This is a genomic window from Massilia frigida, from assembly GCF_011682175.1.
In the GTDB taxonomy this organism is placed as follows: domain Bacteria; phylum Pseudomonadota; class Gammaproteobacteria; order Burkholderiales; family Burkholderiaceae_D; genus Telluria_A; species Telluria_A frigida.
Genome location: NZ_WHJG01000010.1, coordinates 79,628 through 101,726 on the forward strand (window position 1 = coordinate 79,628; position 22,099 = coordinate 101,726).

Consider the following 22,099-nt stretch of genomic DNA (forward strand, 5'->3'; position numbering starts at 1 on the left):
TGTGCCTTATGGATAGAAGATGGCGATACGGTAGCCGGACGCCTTGATCTGTTTTACTTCAAAAGTCAGTTTGACGGCTTGTTCGGACCGCGCCGCGAAGCCTTTGGCCGTCACCGTGCCCTTGGGCAGGTATTCGGCGGGCACGACCACGCGCCGCAGCAGGGTCTTGTCGTTGCCATCGGTCAGCGCCAGTTCGATGTTCGGCCAGGCTTGGGTCAGGTCGCTCTGGTTGCGCAGCAGGGTCGACAGCGTGAAGGCGTTGGCGCCGAGCGATTGCAGCTCGCCCGTTTCAATGCTCAGGCTGTCGATCTGGGCCGGCAGTTCGAGTTTGCAGCCGAGCGTGGCGCAGGCCGAGACCAGCACGGGTTTGATCGCAGGGAACTTGGCCACCAGGATGTTGCGGAAGGTGGTAACGCCCTGGCCCACCAGCAGGATCGCCAGCAAGACCGAACCGAGCAGCATCGCGATCCGGCGCGAGCCTTGTTTTTCTTCCAGTTCGCGGCTGCGGCGCAGGAAATCGGGCTCGTCGTGCTCCGGCTCGGGAACGACCGCTGCGGGCGGCGGTGGCGGTGGCGCGGCCGGCTTCTTTGCCACCTTTTTCGACGGCTTCGGCGCGGGATTCTCGCCCGACGACTGGCGCAGCAGCGGCAGCGGGGCATGCTCCAGGTCGCGCACGAGTGGTTCAGTGTTGGGGTTCAGCAATGCGTCGCTGCGCGCCTCGTCGTCGTGCGGCGTGGTTTCTTCAGCGTAGGAAAGCACCAGCACGGTGTGTCCCGGCTCGTCATATGCATGCTCGACCACAGGCTGGAACCTGGCCGGCCTGGCGGCACGTGGCTCGACGCCGACTGGTTCGTCGTAGGCCGGCTCGTCAAGTTCCGGTTCGACATGGAGCCGCTCGTTGAACGAGGGCGCGACCAGCGGTGGCTGGAACTGGGCTGGCTCGGCCAGTTCCGGTTCGACATGGAGCGGCTCATCGAACGCAGGCTCGACCGGCGGCGGCAGGAATTGGGCAGGCTCGGCCAGCTCCGGTTCGACATGAACCGGCTCATCGAACGCAGGCTCGACCGGCGGCGGCAGGATTTGGGCAGGCTCGGCCAGCTCCAGTTCGACATGGACCGGCTCGTCGAACGCAGGCTTGACCAGCGGTGGCCGGAACTGGGCGGCTTCGGCAAGTTCCGGTTCGACATGGACTGGCGCGTCGAACGCAGGTTCAAGCAGCGGCGGCAGGAATTGGGCAGGTTCGGCAAATTCCGGTTCGGCATGCACCGGCTCATCGAACGCAGGCTCGACCAGCGGTGGCAGGAACTGGACAGGCTCGGCGACCACGGCTTCGGCATGGATCGGCTGGTCGAACGTTGGTTCGACCAGCGGCAGCAGGACCTTCGCAGGCTCGGCGACCACGGCTTCGGCATGGATCGGCTGGTCGAATGCGGGTTCGATCGGCGATAGTTCGAACCGGGCCGGCTCGACGCGCACTGGCTCGACAAATACCGGCTCCTTGCGCTCAGGCGCGAAGAACACCGGCTCGATGCGCGCGTTCGGATCGCGTACCGGGGCGGACGGGTAGGTCAGGTCGAGCACAGGCTCGTTGAAGCTCAGCTCTCCAAACTCCGGCTCGGACAGGTCTTCCGGTGGCGCAATCGCGACGATTTCTTCATCGATCGGCATGTCGACCGGAAATGGCGCAGGGCCAGACGCGGGCGGCGCTTGATCGTGGCCGTCGATATCGATCGTCGGCCAGGGTGTCTTGGACTTGCCGCGCCAGACTGCCGGCGGCGGTTCGGGTTCGACGTACGGCGCCGCGTAGGGCTCGTCATACATGTCCTCGGGTTCGACAAAGGTCGCAATCGAGAGCGGGATGAAGGGCTTGGTTCGTGGCGCTGGTTCCGGTTCTGGTTCCGGTTCTGGTTCCGCGACAGGCTCGGGTTCCGGCACATGCACCAGTTCGGGTTCAGGCTCAGGAACCGGTTCAGGCTCGGGAACCGGCGCCGGTTGCGGCCTGAGCCACACCGGAACGAAAGCAGTCTCCATGTGCAGCGTGGACACGGCATTGCCGGGATCGGCGAACGCACTCGGCGCCGGGCCGGCAGGCGGTTCGACAACAGTGGAGGGTGCGGCTGGCGGCAGCGCGTCGAGTTCGATCAGTGCCGCGTTGCCATCAAAAATTTCATTGCAGGCGCCGCAGCGCACTATGCCCCCACGTAACTTCAGCTGGTCGGAAGCGACCCGGAAAGTCGTGCTGCAATGGGGGCATCGAGTGGCGAGCGCCATGCCTTTATTGACCGCGAGGGGTAGGTGGAACGTTGCTGCCAAGCTGGCCGTGCAGTGCTACCCAGCCATCTTGCTCCGCCCACACGCCGAGCGTGATGAACGGTGCATACGCTTCGGCCACTTCTTCCGCCTGGCGCGCGAGCACGCCCGACAACACCAGCGAACCACCCGGGGCGACCCGGCCGGCCAGCATCGGCGCCATCAGTTTCAATGGGCTCGACAGGATGTTGGCCACGACCGTGTCGAACTTGCCGGTGGCGTGATGCGGCTTGGCCGAGATGGCGAAGCTGTCCGGCAGGTAGTAATCGATCTCGCACTGGTTACGCGCGGCATTGTCGCGCGCCGATTCGATCGCTTGCGGATCGATATCGACACCGGCCACGTCGCCCGCCCCCATTTTCTTGGCTACCATGGCCAGGATGCCGGAGCCGCAACCGTAGTCGAGCACGGTCTTGCCGGGGGCGGGATGCGCCTCCAGCCATTCCATGCACAGCCGCGTGGTCGGGTGGCTGCCGGTGCCAAAGGCCAGGCCCGGGTCGAGTTCGAGAATCAGGGCGTCCGGATCCGGCGCTTCGTGCCAGCTCGGAACGACCCAGATGTTCTTGCCAATATGAATAGGCGCGAACTGCGACTGGGTCAAACGCACCCAGTCTTCGTCGGCCACGGCGCGTGTAGTGAACGCCGGCGTGGTTTCAATGCCAATCGCCGCAGCCGCTTCGGCCACGATGGCGGCCTGGTCGGCGTCAACGTCGGTCAGGGCTACCACGCGGCTGTGTTCCCACGCCGCTTCGGTCGGTTCCATGCCAGGTTCGCCGAACAGCGGCTTTTCCTGGTCGGTGCCTTCGTCGGCATCTTCCACCGACACCGACAGGGCGCCGGCTTCCATCAGCGCGTCGGACAGGGCTTCCGCGTGTTCACGTGCAATTTCAATGACAACTTCTGTCCAGCTCATGCGTCTGCCTTCGTTTCCGATTTGTTAGGGCTGGTCGGGCCTTTCGGCAGGTCCGGCTTGGCGGCCAGTTTCTGCTCGAGGTAATGGATGTTGGTGCCGCCTTCGATAAAGCGCGCATCGATCATCAGTTCGCGATGCAGCGGAATATTCGTCAGGATACCCTCAACCACCATTTCCGACAGCGCAATTTGCATGCGGCGGATGGCTTGCTCGCGCGTGGCGCCGTAGGCGATGACCTTGCCGATCATCGAATCGTAATGCGGCGGCACATAATAACCGGCGTAGGCATGCGAATCGACGCGGATGCCCGGGCCGCCCGGCGCGTGCCAGGAAACGATGCGCCCCGGCGACGGGGTGAACTTGAATGGGTCTTCGGCATTGATGCGGCACTCGACGGCGTGGCCCGACAGCATGATGTCGCGCTGGCGGAAACGCAGTTTTTCGCCGCAGGCGATGCGGATCTGTTCCTGCACGATGTCGATGCCGGTAATCATTTCAGTGACCGGGTGTTCGACCTGCACGCGCGTGTTCATTTCGATGAAATAGAACTCGTTGTTCTCGTACAGGAACTCGAAGGTCCCGGCGCCACGGTAGCCGATCTTGCGGCAAGCTTCGGCGCAGCGGTCGCCGATCTTTTCGATCAGTTTGCGCGGAATGCCCGGCGCCGGCGCTTCTTCGATCACTTTCTGGTGGCGGCGCTGCATCGAGCAGTCGCGTTCGCCCAGCCAGACGGCGTTCTTGTGTTCGTCGGCGAGGATCTGGATTTCCACGTGGCGTGGATTTTCCAGGTACTTCTCCATATACACTTCCGGATTGCCGAAGGCGGCACCGGCTTCGGTCTTGGTCATCGCCACGGCGTTGAGCAAGGCCGCTTCGGTGTGGACCACGCGCATGCCGCGTCCGCCGCCACCGCCGGCGGCCTTGATGATCACCGGATAGCCCACGCGGCGCGCGGTCTGGATGATTTCTTTCGGGTCGTCCGGCAAGGCGCCGTCCGAGCCTGGCACGCAGGGCACGCCGGCGCGGATCATGGCTTGCTTGGCCGAGACCTTGTCGCCCATCAGGCGGATCGAGTCGGAACGCGGACCAATGAAGACGAAGCCGGATTTTTCCACGCGTTCGGCGAAGTCGGCGTTTTCGGACAGGAAGCCGTAGCCGGGGTGAATCGCTTCGGCATCGGTGACTTCGGCCGCGCTGATGATCGCCGGCATGTTCAGGTAGCTCAGGGCCGATGGCGCCGGTCCGATACACACCGATTCATCGGCCAACTTCACGTACTTGGCGTCTTTGTCGGCTTCGGAGTGGACCACCACGGTCTTGATGCCCATCTCGCGGCAGGCGCGCTGGATACGTAGCGCGATCTCTCCACGATTGGCAATGAGAATTTTTTCAAACATAGTGGTCGGTCAGCCAATCACAAACAGCGGTTGGCCGAACTCGACAGGCTGGCCGTTTTCGACCAGGATCTTGGTCACGACGCCGGATACATCCGAGTCGATTTCATTGAGCAGCTTCATCGCTTCGATGATGCACAGGGTGTCGCCTTCCTTGATGTTCGAGCCGATGTCGACGTAGGCGGCGGAGCCCGGTGCCGACGAGCGGTAGAAAGTACCGACCATCGGCGACTTCACGATGTGGCCGGTTGGCTCGGCCGGGACGGCCACGGGGGCGGCGGCCGGAGCGGCTGCCGGGACCGGGGCGCCGGCGTAGTGCTGCTGCATGCCTTGCGGCTGCATCATGACCATCTGATTCTGCGGGATTGCGGATGACTTGACGATGCGGACCTTGCTCTCGCCTTCGGTTACTTCGAGTTCAGCGATGTCCGATTCGGCGACGAGATCGATCAAGGTCTTGAGTTTTCGTAAATCCATGTGAAACCCCTTGGAATTTATTGTGTTTTAAGAGTATGCGGAATGCTCATGATAAAAGCATAACCGCGCATAATGCTTGAAGATGCCAGTAGATTAACGCTTTTTAAGCGCAAAGTCGATGGCAAAGCGATATCCATCAATGCCGAGCCCGCAAATGGTGCCCTGCGCAATCGCGGACAGGAAAGAATGATGGCGGAATGCTTCGCGCTGGTAAATATTCGAGATGTGGACTTCCACAAACGGGATGGCAACGCCGGCCAGGGCATCGCGCAAGGCGACGCTGGTATGCGTCAACCCGCCCGGATTGATGACGATGGCGTCCACGCCGTCCAAACGGGCGGCATGGATGGCATCGATCAGCGCACCTTCATGATTGCTCTGAAAGCAAGATATTGTCGCACCCGCCGCGCCAGCCTGGGCTGTCGCAGCGTTCTCGATGTCGGCCAGTGTTGCCTTGCCGTACACCTCTGGCTCCCGTGTCCCCAATAGGTTCAGGTTGGGGCCGTTGAGCAGAAGGAGCTTTTTTGCCATGGTTGAAGGGTCGTTATTGCGCGAAAGTCCCGCATTTTGCCGCCAACGGCGGGCATTGGCAAGCGAAAAAAATTGCTTGAAATTACTGAACCGTGCATTCCGTACCGTAAAGCACGGTTAAGGGCGGGCTTTTGCCTCTCAAGACTTGAGCGCGGCCAGGTCAGCCTTGAGCTCGTCGAACTTGATACGCCCCAGATAAGTCTTCTTGACCAGGCCATCCGCGCCGATCAGCACGGTGTAGGGCAAGCCGCCTGCGCTGTTGCCAAACTTGCGCGACAAATCGGTACCACTGATGCCGGCCACGTAGATGGGATAGGTGATCTTGAATTTGGTGGCAAATTCGGCGATGTTGGTCGGCGAATCGATGCCGATGCCGATCACATTGATATTTTTCGTGCTGTGCTCGCGGGCCAGGTCGGCCAGTTCCGGCATTTCTTCCACGCACGGCGGGCACCAGGGCGCCCAGAAATTGACCACCAGCGGCTTGCCCTTCCATTGCGCCAGCGCCTGGGCCTTGCCGGCCGGATCGTTCATGGTTTCGGCAAACAGGGTCTCGACCGGGGTGCCCGCAGTGCCGGCGGCGGACCCGGCCGGCATGGTGGCCGCCACCGGCGGTGCTTGTTTATTGCGCACGCCAACGTAGGCGCCCAGCGCGCCGGCCAGCACGGCAATGCCGGCAAAGGTGAAAAGGGTCTGCTTGTTCATATCGGATCCTGGGGGGAAGTCGGGGGTGTCATCATGCTGCGCAGCGTGGCGGCGTCGGCGCGCTGGGGGCGGCCGTCGGCGCGTGGCTTGAGGGCGCCGCGCAAGTCGTGCTTTTCATACAGTTCGGCGTGCACGCCTTCGCCATGCCACAAGAAACTGACCGTCTCGACCGGGTCGTAACGCGCGCCCTTGAAGTGCGGCGTTTCGGAAATATCGATGGTGACGTTGCGGTTCAGCAGATAAATCTGCACTTCCTTGGCGCTGTCGGCGAACAATTGCAGCTCGATGTCGTCGTACTCGCCGGCGGTGCCGTTCAGCACGGCGCCGCTGATGTACGGCGAAAATTCGGCCAGCGCATCCATCACTTGCAGGGCCGCCTGGCGCAGCGCGAGCAGGCGCGCCGGCTGTGTGTCGGCCTGGAACAGCGTCTGGTAATCGCGCACGGCGTCTTCGATCTGCGCGTTGTCGGGCAGCAGGTTGGCGGCATACGCGCGGCCGGCGTCGGCGCGCTCGCCGAGCACTTGCAGCGCGGCCTTGCGTTTGGCGCTGGCGTAGTCGGCGCCGTCCTGGGCAATCATGCGCGCGGCGACGGCGGCGATTTCCGCGCGCAGCTGGGGGAGATCGTCAATCGGGGTAGGCATCATGAGCGAGATAATACTCTGGAACGGCAAATGCCATGGGATAGCTCGAAAACCCTACTGCGCGGCGCGATTTTGGGCCTGCGATGCTCACCGTACCTTCGTACGGCTGCGCTTCTCGGCCCAAACTCACACCGCTCGCTACGGTTTTTCGAGCCATCCCATTGGGTCGGGTAAAATCGCGTATTCATTCATTTGGCCACACCCCGACATCATGCATATTCACATCCTCGGCATTTGCGGCACCTTCATGGGCGGCCTCGCGGTCCTGGCGAAAGAAGCCGGCCACAAGGTCACCGGCTGCGACGCCAATGTCTACCCGCCGATGAGCACCCAGCTCGAAGCCCAGGGCATCGAACTGATCCAGGGCTTCAGCCCGGAGCAGACCCAGCTCAATCCCGATTTGTACGTGATCGGCAATGTGGTGGCGCGCGGCAATCCGCTGGTCGAGGAAATCCTGAACCGCAGCCTGCCGTACATGTCCGGTCCCCAGTGGATCGGCGAACACATCCTGCACGATAAATGGGTGCTGGCCGTGGCCGGCACGCACGGCAAGACCACCACCTCGGCCATGCTGGCCTGGATACTGGAAGACGCGGGCTATGCGCCGGGCTTCCTGATCGGCGGCGTGCCGATGAACTTCGGCATCTCGGCGCGTCTGTCGGGTGCGGAACCGTCGATCTTCTTCGTGATCGAAGCGGACGAGTACGACACCGCCTTTTTCGACAAGCGCAGCAAGTTCGTGCATTACCACGCCAAAACGGCCGTGATGAACAACCTTGAATACGATCATGCCGACATCTTCCCCGATATCGGTGCCATCGAAACCCAATTCCACCACCTGGTGCGCACCGTGCCGGGCCTCGGACGCCTGATCGTGAACGGCGACGAAGCCTCGCTCGGGCGCGTGCTCAAGCGCGGCTGCTGGAGCGAGAAGGAAATGTTCGGCGCCAGCGACGGGGTCGACTGGACCATGACCGAACACGCCGGCGGCAACTTCGACGTCGTCTTCAAGGGCGAGGTAGTCGCCACCGTGGCCTGGGGCCTGACCGGCAAGCACAACCGCCTGAACGCGCTGGCGGCGCTTGCCGCGGCGCGCCACGTGGGCGTGCCGCTGGCCCAGGCGGCCGAGTCGCTGGCCCGTTTCGAGAGCGTCAAGCGGCGCATGGAAGTGCGCGGCGTGGTGCGCGACATTACCGTGTATGACGATTTCGCCCACCATCCGACCGCGATTGCGACCACCGTCAATGGCTTGCGGCAAAAGATTGGCAGCGGCGACAAGGCCCAGGGCCGCATCCTGGCCGTGCTGGAACCGCGCTCGAACACCATGAAACTGGGCTCGATGAAAGATGCCTTGCCCGGCAGCCTGCGCGAAGCGGACCTGGTGTTCGGCTTCGGCAGCCAGCAGGCGCTCGGCTGGAGCCTGGCCGACGCCCTCTGTCCGCTGGGCGCCATCGCCCACAGCTTCGACCAGATCGATTTCCTGGTGAAAGCCGTGGTCGACGCGGCCCAGCCGGGCGACCATATCCTGGTCATGAGCAACGGCGGCTTCGGCGGCGTGCACCAGAAACTGCTTGAGGCGCTGGCCCGATGATTCTTTACCTGCACGGTTTCCGCTCCTCGCCGCGCTCGTTCAAGGCGCGCGTGGTGGGCGAGAAGATGGCGGCGCTGGGGCGCGCATCCGAGCTGATCTGCCCGCAGCTGCCGGCTTCGCCGAAAGAAGCGATGGCGCTGGCGCTGACCCTCGTCGAGCGCCACGACGCCAGCGAGCTGGCCATCATCGGTTCGTCGCTGGGCGGCTATTACGCTACCTGGCTGGCCGAGCGCCTGGGCTGCCGCGCAGTGCTGCTGAACCCGGCGGTCTACCCCCTGAAAGACCTCGACAAGCATGTCGGCGTCACGACCGAGTATCATTCCGACAAAGTTTTTGAATTCAAGCGCGCATATATCGACCAACTGGGCGCGCTGGCGGTGCCGGCCATCACCCGCCCGGAGCGTTATTTCCTGATCGCGGCCAGCGGCGACGACGTGCTCGACTACCGCGACATGACGGCCCATTACGCCGGCGCGCGCCAGCACGTGATCGATGGCAGCGACCACGCCATCGCCGAATTCGGGCAGTACGTGGACGAAGTCCTGGCGTTTTGCCTGGACCGCGCCGCGAGCCCGGCGCGGTGAGCGGCGCCTCGCTGCGCCAGGCGTGGTGGCATCCGCACGTGAACCGTGTCAACGCGCCGCCGGCGCTGCGCGACTGGCTCACCAGCGGCGGCTCGCTGACGGCGCGCCTGATCGCGCATAGCGGGGCATTCCGGGTGCAGCGTCTGCACCAGCGGCGCGCTCCGTGCCTGGCGGACGAAGCCGGCGCGCTGAAGCTGCCGCGCGCGGTCCAGGTGCTGGAACGCGAAGTGTTGTTGCGCTGCGACGACACGCCGGTGGTGTTTGCGCACACCGTGGTGCCGCTGTCGGCCAGCGCCAGCGACTGGCCGCTGTTCGGCGGCCTGGGCGAGCGCTCGCTTGGCAGTACCCTGTTTTACGATCCGCAAGTGACACGCGGCGAACTGGAATTTGCGCGGATCCGCGCCGGCCACCCCCTGATGGCGCGCGCCCGCGCTGCCCTGGGCGCGGCTGGCGACACTGTTTTATATGCACGGCGCTGCCTGTATCGCCGCCACCGGGGCATGTTGCTGGTGACCGAGGTGTTCTTGCCCCCGGTCCTGGCACTGGCCCGGCGCGATGCCAACCCAGCGCCAACGAACAATACCAAGTAAAGACAAAGCATTCACATGAATCTATTTTTTGAAGAATCCGGCGATTTCAAGGTCGGCACCGTGTTGTCGCAAGCGGGCGAGGCCTACCAGGTCGAAATGCCAAGCGGCAAGCGTACCAAGGTCAAGGTCAAGGATGTGCTGCTGCAGTACGAAAAGCCATCCGCCGCCGAACTGCTGGAAGCGGCCAAGGCGGTCGCCGCCGACGTCGATTTCGAGTTCCTGTGGGAAGTCGCCGGCCAGGAAGAGTTCGGTTTCGCCGAGCTGGGCGCCGAGTATTTCGGCCACACCCCGCTGCCGTCGGAAGCTGCCGGCCTGATCCTGGCGCTGCACGGCGCCCCGATCTACTTCTACAAGAAGGGACGCGGACGCTACAAGGCGGCTCCGGAAGCGTCGCTCCGCGCGGCCCAGGCCGGCATCGAGAAAAAGAAACAGCAAGGGGTGATCCAGGCCGCCTATGTGGACGAGCTCAAGGCCAACCGCTTGCCGGAATCCATGCGTCCGCTGGTGCAGCAATTGCTGTTCAAGCCGGACAAGAACAGCATCGAATTCAAGGCGCTCGACGCCGCCTGCAACGAACTGCACACCACGCCGCCGCGCCTGATGCTGGCCGCCGGCGGCATCGCGTCGCCCAAGCAATTGCACATGGCGCGCTTCCTGTTCGAGAATTTCCCGCGCGGATCGGGTTTCCCCGCCGTGACGGTGCCAGCCGCGCCGGCCAACCTGCCGCTGGCCGCCGTGGCCGCGTTCTCGATCGATGACGTCACCACCACCGAAATCGACGATGCCTTCTCGGTCGTCACGCTGCCGGACGGCATGGTGCAGGTCGGCATCCACATCGCCGCGCCGGGCCTGGGCATCCGCCCCGACGACGCCATCGACAAAATGGCGCGCGCGCGCATGTCCACGGTCTACATGCCGGGCGACAAAATCACCATGTTGCCGGATGAACTGGTGGCCGCCTTCACCCTGGCCGAAGGCAAGACTTGCCCGGCGGTGTCGCTGTACGCCACCATCGACCCGGCCGACTGGAGCGTGAAGTCGACCGTGACCCGCGCCGAACTGGTGCCGATCAAGAGCAATCTGCGCAACAACGACCTGGATGATGTCGTCAGTGAAGAAGCCCTGGCCGCCGGCACCGGCGAGTATCCGCACAAGGCCGAGATGGCCGTGCTGTGGCAGTGGGCGCTCACCCTGGAAGCGGCGCGCATGGTCAAGCGCGAAGGTTTCGGCCTCAAACCCGAGCAAAACAACCGGGTCGACTTCAATTTCTACGTCGAAGACGACGTGGTCACGGTGCTGCGGCGCAAGCGCGGCGCGCCGCTCGACAAGATCGTGGCCGAGCTGATGATCTTCGCCAACAGCACCTGGGGCAAGCTGATGCACGACTCGGGCGTGCCCGGTATTTACCGCTCGCAAGGCGCCGGCAGCGGCGCCGGCTGGGCCGCCAAGATGCAGGTGCGCATGGTCACCCATGCCGCCCCGCACCAGGGCCTGGGCGTGGACCAGTACGCCTGGAGCACCTCGCCGCTGCGCCGCTACACCGACCTGGTCAACCAGTGGCAAATCCTGGCCTGCGCCGAGCACGGCGTGACGGCCCCGCTGGTGGCCCCGTTCAAGCCGCGCGACGCCAACCTGTTCGCCATCGTCTCCGCGTTCGACGCCGCTTACGCCGCCTACAACGATCACCAGCAAAACATGGAGCGCTACTGGTGCCTGCGCTGGCTCGGCCAGCAAGACCAGCGCCAGGTCGACGCGGTGGTGCTCAAGGATGAAGTGTTGCGTCTGGCCGACATTCCGCTGATCATCCGCCTGCCCGGCATGCCGCAAGTGGCGCGCGGGGCCCAGGTCAAACTCGACATCCTGCGCTGGGACGAGCTGGACCTGACGATCGAAGCGCGCCTGCTGGAATTGCCGGCGCTCAGCGAGATCGCCGCCGATGCCGACCTCGACTACGAGGAAGAGGAAGCGGCACCGCCGGACACTGTCGCGCCGGATAGCGGCGAAGCGGCCGCGACGGAAGCGGCGGAAGCCGAAGGCGCGGTGGCCGTGATCACCAGTGAACCGGCGGCCAGCTAGGCAGTTGTCAGCATCGCCACGGCGGCCATTAGAATGTAGAATGGCCGTTCCCTGATTCAACAGATTCTTCCCGGTATCGTGTGAAGCACTTGCAAAATTTAAGCTCCCTGTCCATCGCCGTCGCCGTTTCGGTCACGGTACACGCGGCCCTGCTGGCGGTCCGTTTCGTCGCGCCCGAGGCGTTCACCCTGACCCCGGCCGATCCCGGCCTCGAAGTCATCCTGGTCAACGCCAAGCATGCCAACAAGCCGCTCAAGGCCGATGCCCTGGCCCAGGCCAACCTCGATGGCGGCGGCAATGCCGAGAGCGGCCGCGCCGCCTCGCCGCTGCCCGACATGCACAAGAACGAGACTGGCGAAAGCGTCAAATCGACCTTGCGCCGCATCACCGAGCTTGAGCAGATGCAGCAAAACCTGCTGACCAAGACGCGCGACTCGTCCCTGAAAGCCTCGCCGGTCACCGAGAAGGAAAAGCCCGATCCCGAGCGCGACGGCGCCGACCTGATCGAAAGCACGCGCCCGCTGGCGCGCAAGACGGCCGAGATTGCCCAGCGCATCGAAGACCAGAACAAGCGCCCGCGCAAGACCTACATCACGCCGAGCACCCAGGCGGTGGGCTACGCGATCTATTACAAGACCATGCAAAAGCGGGTCGAGGATATCGGTACGCTGAACTTCCCCCAGCGCGACGGCAAGAAGCTGTACGGCGAGCTGACCGTGTACATTCCGATTTTCCAGGATGGCAGCATTTACCAGAAGGATGGCGGGGTGCGCATCGAAAAGAGTTCCGGCAATCCGGCGCTCGACAAGGCTGCGCTGGCCATCGTGCGGCGCGCCGCGCCGTTCGGGGCTTTTCCGAAAAACATGCTGTCCTCCGACAAGGATGACCTGTGGGTCATCATCACGCGCTTCAAGTTCACGCGCGAAGACAAGCTGGAAGCCGAGCTGCGTGGCGACGGGCGATGAGCGAGCGTTACTGCGTCATCGGGAACCCGGTCGCCCATAGCAAGTCGCCCGAGATCCACGCCGCCTTTGCCCTGCAAACCGGGCAAGACATGCTTTACGAGCGCTGCCTGGCACCGCTCGACCAGTTCGACGCCACCGTGCGCGCGCTGGTGGCGGCCGGCCACAAGGGCGCCAACGTCACCGTGCCCTTCAAGCTGCAGGCGGCCGACCTGGCCGACCGCCTGACCGAACGCGCGCGCGCGGCCGGCGCCGTGAATACCTTCTTGTTTAACAGCAGCGGCGGCATCATTGGCGACAATACCGATGGCGCCGGGCTGGTCAACGACATCACCCGCAATGCCGGCCTCGACCTGGAGGGCAAGCGCGTGCTGCTGCTGGGCGCGGGCGGCGCCGCGCGCGGCGTGGTCGTGCCGCTGCTGGCCGCCTTGCCGGCCGAACTGACCATCGCCAACCGCACCGTGGCCACGGCCGAGGCCCTGGTCGAGCGCTTTTTCGCCCAGCTGGCGCAAGACCAGCGCCTGGCCGCCTGCGCCTTCGAGGACATTGCCGGCACGTACGATGTGGTGATCAACGCGACTTCCGCCAGCCTGGCCGGCGACTTGCCGCCGGTGCCGGGCAGCGCCTTTGGCGCTGGCACGCTGGCGCTGGATATGATGTACGGCAAGGCGCCGAGCCCCTTCATGGTGTTTGCCAGCGAGCATGGCGCGCGCCAACGCGATGGCCTGGGCATGCTGGTCGAGCAAGCCGCCGAAGCCTTCCTGCTGTGGCGCGGCGCCCGTCCCGAGACCGCGGCCATCCTGGACCGCTTGCGCCTGGGCGTATGAGCAAGGGCGGCAAGGCGGGCGGGCGGCGCTGGGTCAAGTGGATCTTCCTCGGCCCCTTGCTGCTGATCGTCCTGGCCCAGCTGTATTTCTTCCTGATGGTGTGCTGGTGGTCCTGGTTCAATCCCTCGAGCACCAGCATGATGAACGACCAGCTGGCGCTGATGCGCGAAAAAAAACCCAAGGCCATGCTGCAGCAGCAATGGGTGCCCTACGAGCGCATTTCCGAGAATCTGAAACGGGCCGTGATCGCCTCCGAAGACGCCAATTTTTCCGAGCACGACGGGGTCGACTGGGAAGCGCTGCAAAAAGCCTATGAGCGCAACAACCGCAAGCACAAGGTGGTCGGCGGCGGGTCCACCATCACCCAGCAGCTGGCCAAGAACCTGTTCCTGTCCGGCTCGCGCAGCTACCTGCGCAAGGGCCAGGAAATGATCATCGCTTTCATGCTCGAAACGGTCATGAGCAAGCAGCGCATCCTGGAAATTTACCTGAACGTGGCCGAATTCGGGCGCGGCATTTTCGGTGCCGAGGCGGCTTCGCGCTATTATTACCGTACCAGCGCGGCCAACCTGGGCGTGGCACAGGCCGCCAAACTGGCCGTGATGCTGCCCAATCCGCGTTATTACGACCGCCACCGCAGTTCGAGCTACCTGGCGCAGCGCACCACGCTGATCGTCAACCGCATGAGTTCGGCGGAATTGCCCTAATCCTTCACCAAGAGATGACCATGTCCCATCCCCGCCGTTTCCAAGAGGGCGCCATGTCCCTGTTCTGGGTCGGCACCGGCTCGGCCGTGCTGGCCGCGCTCGCCATGGCCGCCTTGTTTTCCATGCGTTACGAGCGCAATCTGTTCGCCGAAGGCGCGGCCAAGGCCGGCAAGATGGTCGGCGCCAGTCCCGCCGGCACGGTGATCGACTCGGCCAGGAAGACGGTCAATGCGGTGACCGGCCAGGGCGATGGCGTGATGCGCAAGTGCATCATCAACGGCAAGACGGTCATTTCCAACACCGATTGCACGCCCGGCAACCGCACCAGCAAGGTCATCGAGATCCACGATACCAAGGGCTTCGAGGCACCGAAAAAGCCGCCGGTGGAGAAGGCCGCGCCGGGCTCCAGCCCCACCATCGACAAAATGATCGAAAAACACCTGCGCTGAGCCAATTTAAGTGTTTCGGGGTGGCCGGGCTCAGGCCTAACGGGTACACTTGCGCTGTTTTGAATCCGGCCGAGAAAGCGCATGATCAACGTATTTGTCCTACAAAATGGCCGACTCAATCAGGTACCGATCGAGTCCCGCGCGGATCTGGAAAACGTGGCGCCGGTCTGGGTCGACCTGACCGATCCGACCGACGACGAGCGGGCCTGGGTCAAGACAATCTACGGCGTGATTTTGCCGGGCGAAGACGAAGTCAAGGATATCGAAGCGTCGGCCCGCTATTACGAAGCGGAAAACGGCGACTTGCATCTGCGCACCGATTTCCTGCTGGAAGAAGACGATGGCCCCTCGCGCGTGGTCACGGTCGCGTTCATCCTCGCGCGCAAGATGCTGTTTTCGGTGCACACCGACGACTTGCCGGTATTCCGCCTGGTGCGCATGCGCGCCCGCTCGCGCCCCGGGTCGATCGCCGACTATATGGATGTGCTGCTCGACCTGTACGCCACCGATGCCGAATATTCGGCCGATGCGCTGGAAGGGATTTACCAGCACCTGGAAGAAGTCAGCGGGCTGGTGCTGCAAAAAGAATTCACCGATAAAGACGCGGCCGACGCCCTGAACGCCATCGCGCGCGAAGAGGATTTGAACGGCCGTATCCGGCGCAACATGATGGATACCCGGCGCGCGGTCAGTTTCCTGATGCGCGGCCGCTTGCTCAACGCCGAGCAGTTCGAGGAAGCGCGCCAGATTCTGCGCGACATCGAATCGCTGGACGGCCACACATCCTTCCTGTTCGACAAGATCAACTTCCTGATGGATGCCACGGTCGGTTTCATCAACATTAACCAGAATAAGATCATCAAGATCTTCTCGGTAGCCTCGGTGGCGTTCCTGCCGCCGACCCTGATCGCCAGTATTTACGGCATGAACTTCAAGAGTTTTCCGGAGCTGGAGTGGCAGTACGGCTATCCGCTGGCCTTGACCCTGATGGTGGCGTCGATGATTTCGCCGGTGTGGGTGTTCTTGCGCAGGGGCTGGTTGAAGTAAGGTAAAGCGCCGGGTACGCCCCAGACTGAAAACCGTCGTTTCTGCGATTGGCAGCAACGACGGTTTTCAGCTTAATGCCGCTCACGGCATGGTGTTCAAGCCAGCTTGGCAAACACCCGGCGCGCCGCCGCGATGGTCTCGTCGATCACAGCATCATCATGCTGCGCCGAGACAAACCCCGCCTCGAACGCGGCCGGGGCAAAGTACACGCCTTCGTCCAGCATCGCGTGGAAAAACGCATTGAAGCGGGTCTTGTCGCCCGCCATCATCTCGGCATAGCTGCCCGGCACTTCATCGCTGAAGTAAATCCCGAACATCCCGCCCACCGAATCGGCGCAGAACGAGACGCCCGCCTCCTTGGCCGCTTGCGCCAGCCCGGCCGCCAGCCTGGCCGTCTGCGCCGTCAGCTTCTCGTAGAAGCCCGGTTCCTGGATCAGCCTGAGGGTGGTCATGCCCGCCGCCACCGCCACCGGATTGCCCGACAGCGTCCCGGCCTGGTACACGGCCCCGATCGGCGCCATGTTCTGCATCAGCTCGGCGCGACCGCCGAACGCCGCGACCGGCATGCCGCCGCCGATGACCTTGCCCAGCGCGGTCAGGTCCGGCACGATGTCGTACAGTTCCTGCGCCCCGCCCAGGCCCACGCGGAAGCCGCACATGACTTCGTCGAAAATCAAAATCGCGCCGTGCCTGGTGCACAGGTCGCGCATGGCGCGCAGGAATTCCGGCGTGGCCTTGATCAGGTTCATATTGCCGGCCACCGGTTCGACGATCACGCAGGCGATGGTGTCGCCCATCGATGCGAACGCGTCTTCCAGCTGGGCCACATTGTTATAGTCGAGCACCAGGGTGTGCTTGACGAAGTCTTCCGGCACGCCGGCCGAGGTCGGGTTACCGAAGGTCAGCAAGCCGCTGCCAGCCTTGACCAGCAGGGAATCGGCGTGGCCGTGGTAGCAGCCCTCGAACTTGACGATCTTGTCGCGTCCGGTGGCGCCGCGCGCCAGGCGCAGCGCGCTCATGGTCGCTTCGGTGCCCGAGGACACCAGGCGCACCTGCTCGATCGATGGCACCAGGCGGCAGATTTCCTCGGCCATCAGGATTTCGCCTTCGGTCGGGGCGCCGAACGACAGGCCGCGCGCGGCCGCGTCCTGCACCGCTTTGACCACTTCCGGATGGGCGTGGCCGACGATGGCCGGGCCCCAGGAACCGATGTAGTCGATATAGCGCTTGCCGTCGGCGTCCCAGAAGTAGGGGCCTTCGGCGCGGGTGATGAAGCGCGGCGTGCCGCCCACCGATTTAAAGGCGCGCACCGGCGAATTGACGCCGCCCGGGGTGGTTTTCTGGGCGCGCGCGAACAGCGTGTTATTCAGGGAGTCTGTGGTCATGGCTTGCTCGGTGGAGGAATAGAGTGTGCGAAAAATTTGTTGGGAACCAGTTTGCCCATGCCGAAGCGCTGCGCATTGGCCAGCGCGCCGACGGTGAATTCCTGGGCTGCCTGGATGGCGTCGACCGTGTCGACGGCGCCGCCGGCGTGGACCCCGCGCGCCATCAGCGCCGCCAGCGCGCCCGACAAGGTGCTGCCGGCGCCCACGAACGGCCCCGCAAAATGCTGCCAGTTGAAGGTGCCGACCACGCCGTTCTCGTCGAACAGGGTGTTGGCCAGCTGCGCGCCGGCACCGCTGCCGCTGGTGGAGGTGCATTTGACCAGCACGTACTCGCAGCCCATGCCGGTCAGCTCGGCCACGTCTTCTTTCAGCATCTCGCCGCCGCCGTCGCGCCAGGTTTCGGCCATGCGCGCCAGTTCCACCTGGGTGAGCAGCAGTACGCTGGCCTGCGGCACCAGGATCTGGCGGATCGCGACCAGCATGTCGTCGTCAGCCAGGCCGGAGTCGGGCAAGCTCGATAAAAACGGGTCGAGGATCAGCGGCACGTCCGGATAGTCGGACACGATTTCGGCAATCGCCGAGGCTTGTTCGACGCTGCTCAGGGCGCCCACCTTGAAGGCCGCCACCGTCATGTCTTCGAGGACCACGCGGGCCTGGTCGCAGACCCAGTCGGCGTCGACTTCCTGCAGGTCTTCGACGCGCGCGGTGTCGGCAATGAGAATGCCGGTGGTGACCGACAGGCCGTGGCAGCCGAGGGCTGAAAAACACGCCAGGTCGGCCTGGATGCCGATGGCGCCTATGGGGTCGGACACGCCGAACGTTAAGATCAGAGGAGAAGTTTGGATTTGCACGGCCGGTAGATTAAGATGCCTGATTCGGCATTTTACTAGATAGAAGGGTAGTCAACGTGAGCAGCATTGAAACAACCGGCGCCGCAGGCGCCGCTTTCCAGACCTGGATGTGCCTGATTTGCGGCTGGGTCTACGACGAGGCCGCCGGCATCCCGGAAGAAGGCATCGCCCCCGGTACCCGCTGGGCCGATGTGCCGATGAACTGGACTTGTCCCGAGTGCGGCGCCCGTAAAGATGACTTCGAAATGACTGTTATCTAATCGCCATGAGGCTTATTGCAGACACATGTTGACTGGCCGCAACATTAAGGGGACAAAAGGGTTGCCCTATGATATCGTTCAGGTTCATGCTGAGTGAAATTGAAAATGACGACATTGCCGCAACCGAATGTACTGAAAATCATGGTGATCGACGACAGCAGCACGATCCGTCGTTCGGCCGAGATTTTCCTCACCCAGGCTGGGTATCAGGTGGTGCTGGCCGAAGATGGTTTCGATGCCCTGGCCAAGATTAACGACCATCATCCGTCGCTGATTTTCTGCGACATCCTGATGCCACGCCTCGACGGCTACCAGACGTGTGCGCTGATCAAGCGCAGCGCGCGGTTTCATGCCACCCCGGTGCTGATGCTGTCATCGAAGGATGGCCTGTTTGACCGCGCCCGCGGCCTGATGGTCGGTTCTTCCGCCTACCTTACCAAACCCTTCAGCAAAGACAGTCTGCTCAGCGCGGTGCGCGAACATACTGCCGACGCCGACTCAAAATAATATTTCTGGAGCCTACCGTGGCCATACAAAAAATCCTGATCGTCGACGATTCCCCGACCGAGCGTTACTACCTGACCGATATCCTGGTCAAAGCCGGCTTCACCGTGACCACCGCCGAAAATGGCGAGGAAGCGCTGCTCAAGATCAAGGACGACAAGCCTGAACTGATCCTGATGGATGTGGTCATGCCTGGCGCCAATGGCTTCCAGGTCACCCGCACCATCGCGCGCGACCCCGAGCTGGCCGACGTGCCGATCATCATTTGCAGCAGCAAGAACCAGGAAACCGACCGCGTCTGGGGCCTGCGCCAGGGTGCGCGCGACTACATGGTCAAGCCGGTCGATGCCGAATTGCTGCTGGCGAAAATCGCTGCCCTGGGCGGCGCCTAAACCGTGAGCGACGTCGATTTCGCCCCAGTCGCCTCCGCCCCGTCGGACGGCGCCAGCCGCCGCACGCGCTTGCGCCAGTACCAGGTGCAGCTGCTCGAACGCATGCAGGCGGCCCGTACCAACAGCGGCGCGCGCGTCAATCAACTGGGGGTGCTGATCGGCGCCGAGCGCTTCCTGCTCGACCTGACCCAGGCCGGCGAAATCGTGCCGATCCCGCCGGTGACGGTGGTGCCGCTGACGCAGCCCTGGTACCTTGGCCTGGCCAATATCCGGGGCAATCTGGTCGGCCTGATCGATTTCGCGCGCTTCCAGGGAGGCGCCGAAACGGTGACCGGCCCGGACAGCCGGGTGGTCACCCTGGCCACCCACCTCGGCTTTAACTGCGGCCTGCTGGTGGCCCGGGTGTACGGCCTGCGCCACGCCGGCGACATGGAAGTGGTCGGCGACAGATTACGCGATACCGATGCAAACGAATGGATCCCGCTCGACCTGGCGGCCCTCGTCACCGATGCGCGGTTTTTGCACGTTGGATTTTAAGCCGCAGTCATAAGTGGCCATACCTTAAGAAACTGGGAGCTGGAATGGGATTTGCATGGAAGAGTACCCCAAAGGGTGAGCCGGTACCGGATACAGAATTCGGTCCCGACCTGGAGGCTGCGGCCTTGAACAAGGACGATAGCGCGCCTGCGCCCGACGTGGTGGACGACAGTCTGCGCGCCGAGCTCGATCAGCACGACGAGCTGCGCCTGGCCAACATCATGGGCCGCAAGCGAGGCGCGGACGACGACGATGGCGAGACCGAAGCGCGCCTGCCGCTGATCGGCCACCTGTCGCTGCCGCGCCAGCTGCGTATCTTGCTGATGGTGTTCGTGGCCGGCATCCTGGTCACCGTGGTGGCGCTGTGGCGCAACGCGGCCAGTAGCTCGGACGCGTCGGCCCAGACCCAGATCGCATCGGATGCGCTGATGCACTCTCAGCGTATCGGTAAAGCGGCGCCTAACGCGATCCAGGGTAACCAGGAAGCGTTCGTGCAGCTCGATCAGAGCCGGGTCCAGCTGACGGCCGACCTGAACGCGCTCCAGCGCGGCGGCAAGATCGGCGGCGTGCAGCTGCCGACGCCACCGGCCAGCATGAACAAGCTGATCGCCGCTGCGAAAACCAAATGGGTTACCTCCGACAATTCCGCAGGCACCATCTTGCGCATGAAGCCGGAACTGACCGGTTTTGAAAAGACCCTGCGCCAGCTCGACACGCTCTCGCCAGAGCTGTTGTCGATGACCGAAGAACTGCTCAACGAAAAAGTCCAGCGCGGCGGCACGCCGCGTGAACTGGCCGCCATCGGGCGCCTGATGATGCTGACCCAGCGCCTCTCGCGCAGCGCCAGTGAATTCCTGACCTCCGGCGGTATCCGTTCCGAAACCGCGTTCCAGCTGGGCCGCGACACCACGACCTTCCGTACCACGGTCGAAGGCTTCCTGAACGGGAACGAGACGATGCAGCTGTCCGCAACGAAAGACGCGGAACTGCGGGTCAAGCTCGAACTGATCAAATCGAAGTTCGACACCTACCAGAAACTGGTGGCCTCGATCCTCGACAACCTGCCGAAATTCACGGCCGCCAAGGGCGCCGAACAGTCGATCTTTTACGAGAACGAAGAAGTCAAGGCGTTGCTGACCAAGGTGCAGGTAGGCTTTCGTACCGAGCAGGATTCGAACAATGTCTGGTTCTGGGTGATGGCCCTGGCCACCATGTTTACCCTGGCCGTCGGCGTGAGTATCGCCCGCGTCATGCTGCAAGATTCCCGTACCCGTGCCCGCGGCGCCGATGCGCGTCGCCACGAAGCGGAAACGATGCGCCAGCTGGCGCAGTCGAAGGAAGAAGAAGCGAAAGCGACCAACGACCAGAATCAGGCCGCTATTTTGCGCTTGATGAACGAACTGCAAGAAGTGGCGGATGGTGACTTGACCGTGCACGCAACGGTGTCGGAAGACATCACCGGCGCGATCGCCGACTCGGTTAACTACACGGTGGAAGAGCTGCGCGGGCTGGTGGAACGCGTCACGACCACGGCCGAGCAGGTTACCTCTGCATCGACCAACGCGCAGAATATTTCGACCGACCTGCTGGCGGCGACCGAGCAGCAGTCGCGCGAGATCCAGGAAGCGTCCGAGACGGTTCTGAAAATGGCGAACGAAATTACCGACGTATCGAAGTCGGCGAATGAATCGGCAGAGGTTGCGCGCCAGTCGGTTGCGGCGGCATTGCAAGGTTCGACGGCGGTGGAAAACTCGATCAAGGGTATGCACGAAATTCGCGAGCAGATCCAGGAAACCTCGAAACGAATCAAGCGACTGGGCGAATCGTCCCAGGAGATTGGCGAGATCACGGAACTGATTTCCGACATTACCGAACAGACCAACGTACTGGCGCTGAACGCGGCGATTCAGGCGGCATCGGCCGGCGAAGCGGGTCGCGGCTTCTCGGTGGTTGCGGAAGAGGTTCAGCGACTGGCGGAACGTTCGGCGGAAGCGGCAAAACAGATCGGCGCGCTGGTGCGTACCATTCAGACCGATACCCACGACGCGGTGGCCGCTATGGAAAAATCGACGCAGGGTGTGGTCGAGGGAGCCAGGCTGTCCGATGCTGCGGGTGCCGCACTGTCCGACATTTCGCGCGTTTCGAACCGCCTTGCGGAACTGATTCAGGGCATTTCGTTTGCGACGGAGCTGCAGGCGACATCGGCGAACGATGTGGCGCACAACATTCAGCACATCCTGTCGGTGACCGAGAACACCCAGGACGGTACCCAGCAAACCGCACAATCGATTCGCCAGCTCTCGCTGCTGGCGCAGGAACTGAAAAACTCGGTATCGCGCTTCCGCGTGGTGGCTTGAGAACCCGGT

At 63.4% G+C, this 22,099-nt stretch carries 23 protein-coding genes; 14 read left to right on the forward strand and 9 right to left on the reverse strand.

Features of this window, described 5'->3' with window-relative positions; translation table 11 throughout:
* Window positions 1-6: 6 nt before the first annotated feature.
* The 7 genes from F2P44_RS36360 to F2P44_RS12305 form a co-directional block, all read right to left on the reverse strand.
* Window positions 7-2,271: a zinc-ribbon and DUF3426 domain-containing protein gene (locus F2P44_RS36360; RefSeq protein ID WP_167086984.1), complete on the reverse strand. Its 2,265-nt coding sequence runs from the start codon at window positions 2,269-2,271 to the stop codon at window positions 7-9.
* A gap of 4 nt (window positions 2,272-2,275) precedes the next feature.
* The gene (prmA, locus tag F2P44_RS12280) at window positions 2,276-3,223 is read right to left on the reverse strand and encodes a 50S ribosomal protein L11 methyltransferase (RefSeq protein WP_167086985.1); all 948 of its coding nucleotides are present in this window, start codon (window positions 3,221-3,223) and stop codon (window positions 2,276-2,278) included.
* Window positions 3,220-4,620 (reverse strand): acetyl-CoA carboxylase biotin carboxylase subunit, encoded by a 1,401-nt coding sequence (gene accC, locus F2P44_RS12285; protein ID WP_167086986.1) that lies wholly within the window; start codon window positions 4,618-4,620, stop codon window positions 3,220-3,222. The genes prmA and accC overlap by 4 nt, the downstream gene beginning before the upstream one ends.
* A 9-nt stretch (window positions 4,621-4,629) precedes the next feature.
* Window positions 4,630-5,094: an acetyl-CoA carboxylase biotin carboxyl carrier protein gene (gene accB / locus F2P44_RS12290; protein WP_167086987.1), complete on the reverse strand. Its 465-nt coding sequence runs from the start codon at window positions 5,092-5,094 to the stop codon at window positions 4,630-4,632.
* A 93-nt stretch (window positions 5,095-5,187) separates the two neighbouring features.
* Complete coding sequence (aroQ, locus tag F2P44_RS12295; protein WP_167086988.1) at window positions 5,188-5,625, reverse strand: type II 3-dehydroquinate dehydratase; 438 nt, start codon at window positions 5,623-5,625, stop codon at window positions 5,188-5,190.
* A gap of 138 nt (window positions 5,626-5,763) precedes the next feature.
* Window positions 5,764-6,330 (reverse strand): TlpA family protein disulfide reductase, encoded by a 567-nt coding sequence (locus tag F2P44_RS12300; protein WP_167086989.1) that lies wholly within the window; start codon window positions 6,328-6,330, stop codon window positions 5,764-5,766.
* Window positions 6,327-6,974 carry a hypothetical protein gene (locus F2P44_RS12305; RefSeq protein WP_167086990.1) on the reverse strand — a complete coding sequence of 216 codons (648 nt, stop codon included), beginning with the start codon at window positions 6,972-6,974 and terminating at the stop codon, window positions 6,327-6,329. Before F2P44_RS12305 ends, F2P44_RS12300 begins: the two co-directional genes overlap by 4 nt.
* 208 nt (window positions 6,975-7,182) lie before the next feature.
* Here F2P44_RS12305 and mpl point away from each other — a divergent pair, with 208 nt between their 5' ends.
* The 9 genes from mpl to corA all read left to right on the forward strand — a co-directional run bounded on the left by mpl (window position 7,183) and on the right by corA (window position 15,804).
* Window positions 7,183-8,562, forward strand: a complete 1,380-nt coding sequence (mpl, locus tag F2P44_RS12310) for a UDP-N-acetylmuramate:L-alanyl-gamma-D-glutamyl-meso-diaminopimelate ligase (RefSeq protein ID WP_167086991.1) — start codon at window positions 7,183-7,185, stop codon at window positions 8,560-8,562.
* The gene (locus F2P44_RS12315) at window positions 8,559-9,146 is read left to right on the forward strand and encodes a YqiA/YcfP family alpha/beta fold hydrolase (protein WP_167086992.1); all 588 of its coding nucleotides are present in this window, start codon (window positions 8,559-8,561) and stop codon (window positions 9,144-9,146) included. Before mpl ends, F2P44_RS12315 begins: the two co-directional genes overlap by 4 nt.
* Window positions 9,143-9,736, forward strand: a complete 594-nt coding sequence (locus F2P44_RS12320; protein ID WP_167087087.1) for a chorismate--pyruvate lyase family protein — start codon at window positions 9,143-9,145, stop codon at window positions 9,734-9,736. Before F2P44_RS12315 ends, F2P44_RS12320 begins: the two co-directional genes overlap by 4 nt.
* Before the next feature lie 15 nt (window positions 9,737-9,751).
* On the forward strand, window positions 9,752-11,812 hold the full coding sequence (locus F2P44_RS12325; protein ID WP_167086993.1) for a ribonuclease catalytic domain-containing protein: 2,061 nt from the start codon (window positions 9,752-9,754) through the stop codon (window positions 11,810-11,812).
* Between the two features lie 80 nt (window positions 11,813-11,892).
* Complete coding sequence (locus tag F2P44_RS12330; RefSeq protein ID WP_167086994.1) at window positions 11,893-12,777, forward strand: energy transducer TonB; 885 nt, start codon at window positions 11,893-11,895, stop codon at window positions 12,775-12,777.
* The gene (aroE, locus tag F2P44_RS12335) at window positions 12,774-13,601 is read left to right on the forward strand and encodes a shikimate dehydrogenase (RefSeq protein WP_167086995.1); all 828 of its coding nucleotides are present in this window, start codon (window positions 12,774-12,776) and stop codon (window positions 13,599-13,601) included. Before F2P44_RS12330 ends, aroE begins: the two co-directional genes overlap by 4 nt.
* Window positions 13,598-14,308 carry a monofunctional biosynthetic peptidoglycan transglycosylase gene (gene mtgA / locus F2P44_RS12340; protein WP_167086996.1) on the forward strand — a complete coding sequence of 237 codons (711 nt, stop codon included), beginning with the start codon at window positions 13,598-13,600 and terminating at the stop codon, window positions 14,306-14,308. The genes aroE and mtgA overlap by 4 nt, the downstream gene beginning before the upstream one ends.
* Before the next feature lie 20 nt (window positions 14,309-14,328).
* Window positions 14,329-14,757, forward strand: a complete 429-nt coding sequence (locus F2P44_RS12345; protein ID WP_167086997.1) for a DUF4124 domain-containing protein — start codon at window positions 14,329-14,331, stop codon at window positions 14,755-14,757.
* An 81-nt stretch (window positions 14,758-14,838) separates the two neighbouring features.
* On the forward strand, window positions 14,839-15,804 hold the full coding sequence (gene corA / locus F2P44_RS12350) for a magnesium/cobalt transporter CorA (RefSeq protein ID WP_054268469.1): 966 nt from the start codon (window positions 14,839-14,841) through the stop codon (window positions 15,802-15,804).
* A 95-nt stretch (window positions 15,805-15,899) separates the two neighbouring features.
* Here corA and hemL read toward each other — a convergent pair whose 3' ends face one another.
* Together hemL and thiD are read right to left on the reverse strand one after the other, a co-directional pair.
* A complete protein-coding gene (gene hemL, locus F2P44_RS12355; RefSeq protein ID WP_167086998.1) occupies window positions 15,900-17,189 on the reverse strand; it encodes a glutamate-1-semialdehyde 2,1-aminomutase in 1,290 nt (429 codons plus the stop codon).
* On the reverse strand, window positions 17,186-18,040 hold the full coding sequence (thiD, locus tag F2P44_RS12360; RefSeq protein WP_167086999.1) for a bifunctional hydroxymethylpyrimidine kinase/phosphomethylpyrimidine kinase: 855 nt from the start codon (window positions 18,038-18,040) through the stop codon (window positions 17,186-17,188). Before thiD ends, hemL begins: the two co-directional genes overlap by 4 nt.
* Before the next feature lie 107 nt (window positions 18,041-18,147).
* Between thiD and F2P44_RS12365 the strand changes: the two genes are divergently transcribed.
* The 5 genes from F2P44_RS12365 (at window position 18,148) to F2P44_RS12385 (ending at window position 22,090) form a co-directional block, all read left to right on the forward strand.
* On the forward strand, window positions 18,148-18,300 hold the full coding sequence (locus F2P44_RS12365; RefSeq protein WP_054268606.1) for a rubredoxin: 153 nt from the start codon (window positions 18,148-18,150) through the stop codon (window positions 18,298-18,300).
* Window positions 18,301-18,405: 105 nt separating this feature from the next.
* On the forward strand, window positions 18,406-18,807 hold the full coding sequence (locus F2P44_RS12370; RefSeq protein ID WP_054268473.1) for a response regulator: 402 nt from the start codon (window positions 18,406-18,408) through the stop codon (window positions 18,805-18,807).
* Between the two features lie 17 nt (window positions 18,808-18,824).
* Window positions 18,825-19,196: a response regulator gene (locus F2P44_RS12375; RefSeq protein WP_167087000.1), complete on the forward strand. Its 372-nt coding sequence runs from the start codon at window positions 18,825-18,827 to the stop codon at window positions 19,194-19,196.
* Window positions 19,197-19,199: 3 nt separating this feature from the next.
* Window positions 19,200-19,733, forward strand: a complete 534-nt coding sequence (locus F2P44_RS12380) for a chemotaxis protein CheW (protein WP_289312240.1) — start codon at window positions 19,200-19,202, stop codon at window positions 19,731-19,733.
* A gap of 44 nt (window positions 19,734-19,777) precedes the next feature.
* Window positions 19,778-22,090: a methyl-accepting chemotaxis protein gene (locus F2P44_RS12385; RefSeq protein ID WP_229423517.1), complete on the forward strand. Its 2,313-nt coding sequence runs from the start codon at window positions 19,778-19,780 to the stop codon at window positions 22,088-22,090.
* The last annotated feature ends 9 nt before the right edge of the window (window positions 22,091-22,099 follow it).

What these genes read in the sequence shown, in the direction of transcription:
- F2P44_RS36360 (WP_167086984.1), bottom strand. Translation starts at nt 2,271, where the DNA reads ATGGCGCTCGCCACTCGATGCCCCCATTGCAGCACGACTTTCCGGGTC.
- prmA (WP_167086985.1), bottom strand. Translation starts at nt 3,223, where the DNA reads ATGAGCTGGACAGAAGTTGTCATTGAAATTGCACGTGAACACGCGGAA.
- accC (WP_167086986.1), bottom strand. Translation starts at nt 4,620, where the DNA reads ATGTTTGAAAAAATTCTCATTGCCAATCGTGGAGAGATCGCGCTACGT.
- accB (WP_167086987.1), bottom strand. Translation starts at nt 5,094, where the DNA reads ATGGATTTACGAAAACTCAAGACCTTGATCGATCTCGTCGCCGAATCG.
- aroQ (WP_167086988.1), bottom strand. Translation starts at nt 5,625, where the DNA reads ATGGCAAAAAAGCTCCTTCTGCTCAACGGCCCCAACCTGAACCTATTG.
- F2P44_RS12300 (WP_167086989.1), bottom strand. Translation starts at nt 6,330, where the DNA reads ATGAACAAGCAGACCCTTTTCACCTTTGCCGGCATTGCCGTGCTGGCC.
- F2P44_RS12305 (WP_167086990.1), bottom strand. Translation starts at nt 6,974, where the DNA reads ATGATGCCTACCCCGATTGACGATCTCCCCCAGCTGCGCGCGGAAATC.
- mpl (WP_167086991.1), top strand. Translation starts at nt 7,183, where the DNA reads ATGCATATTCACATCCTCGGCATTTGCGGCACCTTCATGGGCGGCCTC.
- F2P44_RS12315 (WP_167086992.1), top strand. Translation starts at nt 8,559, where the DNA reads ATGATTCTTTACCTGCACGGTTTCCGCTCCTCGCCGCGCTCGTTCAAG.
- F2P44_RS12325 (WP_167086993.1), top strand. Translation starts at nt 9,752, where the DNA reads ATGAATCTATTTTTTGAAGAATCCGGCGATTTCAAGGTCGGCACCGTG.
- aroE (WP_167086995.1), top strand. Translation starts at nt 12,774, where the DNA reads ATGAGCGAGCGTTACTGCGTCATCGGGAACCCGGTCGCCCATAGCAAG.
- mtgA (WP_167086996.1), top strand. Translation starts at nt 13,598, where the DNA reads ATGAGCAAGGGCGGCAAGGCGGGCGGGCGGCGCTGGGTCAAGTGGATC.
- F2P44_RS12345 (WP_167086997.1), top strand. Translation starts at nt 14,329, where the DNA reads ATGTCCCATCCCCGCCGTTTCCAAGAGGGCGCCATGTCCCTGTTCTGG.
- corA (WP_054268469.1), top strand. Translation starts at nt 14,839, where the DNA reads ATGATCAACGTATTTGTCCTACAAAATGGCCGACTCAATCAGGTACCG.
- hemL (WP_167086998.1), bottom strand. Translation starts at nt 17,189, where the DNA reads ATGACCACAGACTCCCTGAATAACACGCTGTTCGCGCGCGCCCAGAAA.
- F2P44_RS12365 (WP_054268606.1), top strand. Translation starts at nt 18,148, where the DNA reads ATGTGCCTGATTTGCGGCTGGGTCTACGACGAGGCCGCCGGCATCCCG.
- F2P44_RS12370 (WP_054268473.1), top strand. Translation starts at nt 18,406, where the DNA reads ATGACGACATTGCCGCAACCGAATGTACTGAAAATCATGGTGATCGAC.
- F2P44_RS12385 (WP_229423517.1), top strand. Translation starts at nt 19,778, where the DNA reads ATGGGATTTGCATGGAAGAGTACCCCAAAGGGTGAGCCGGTACCGGAT.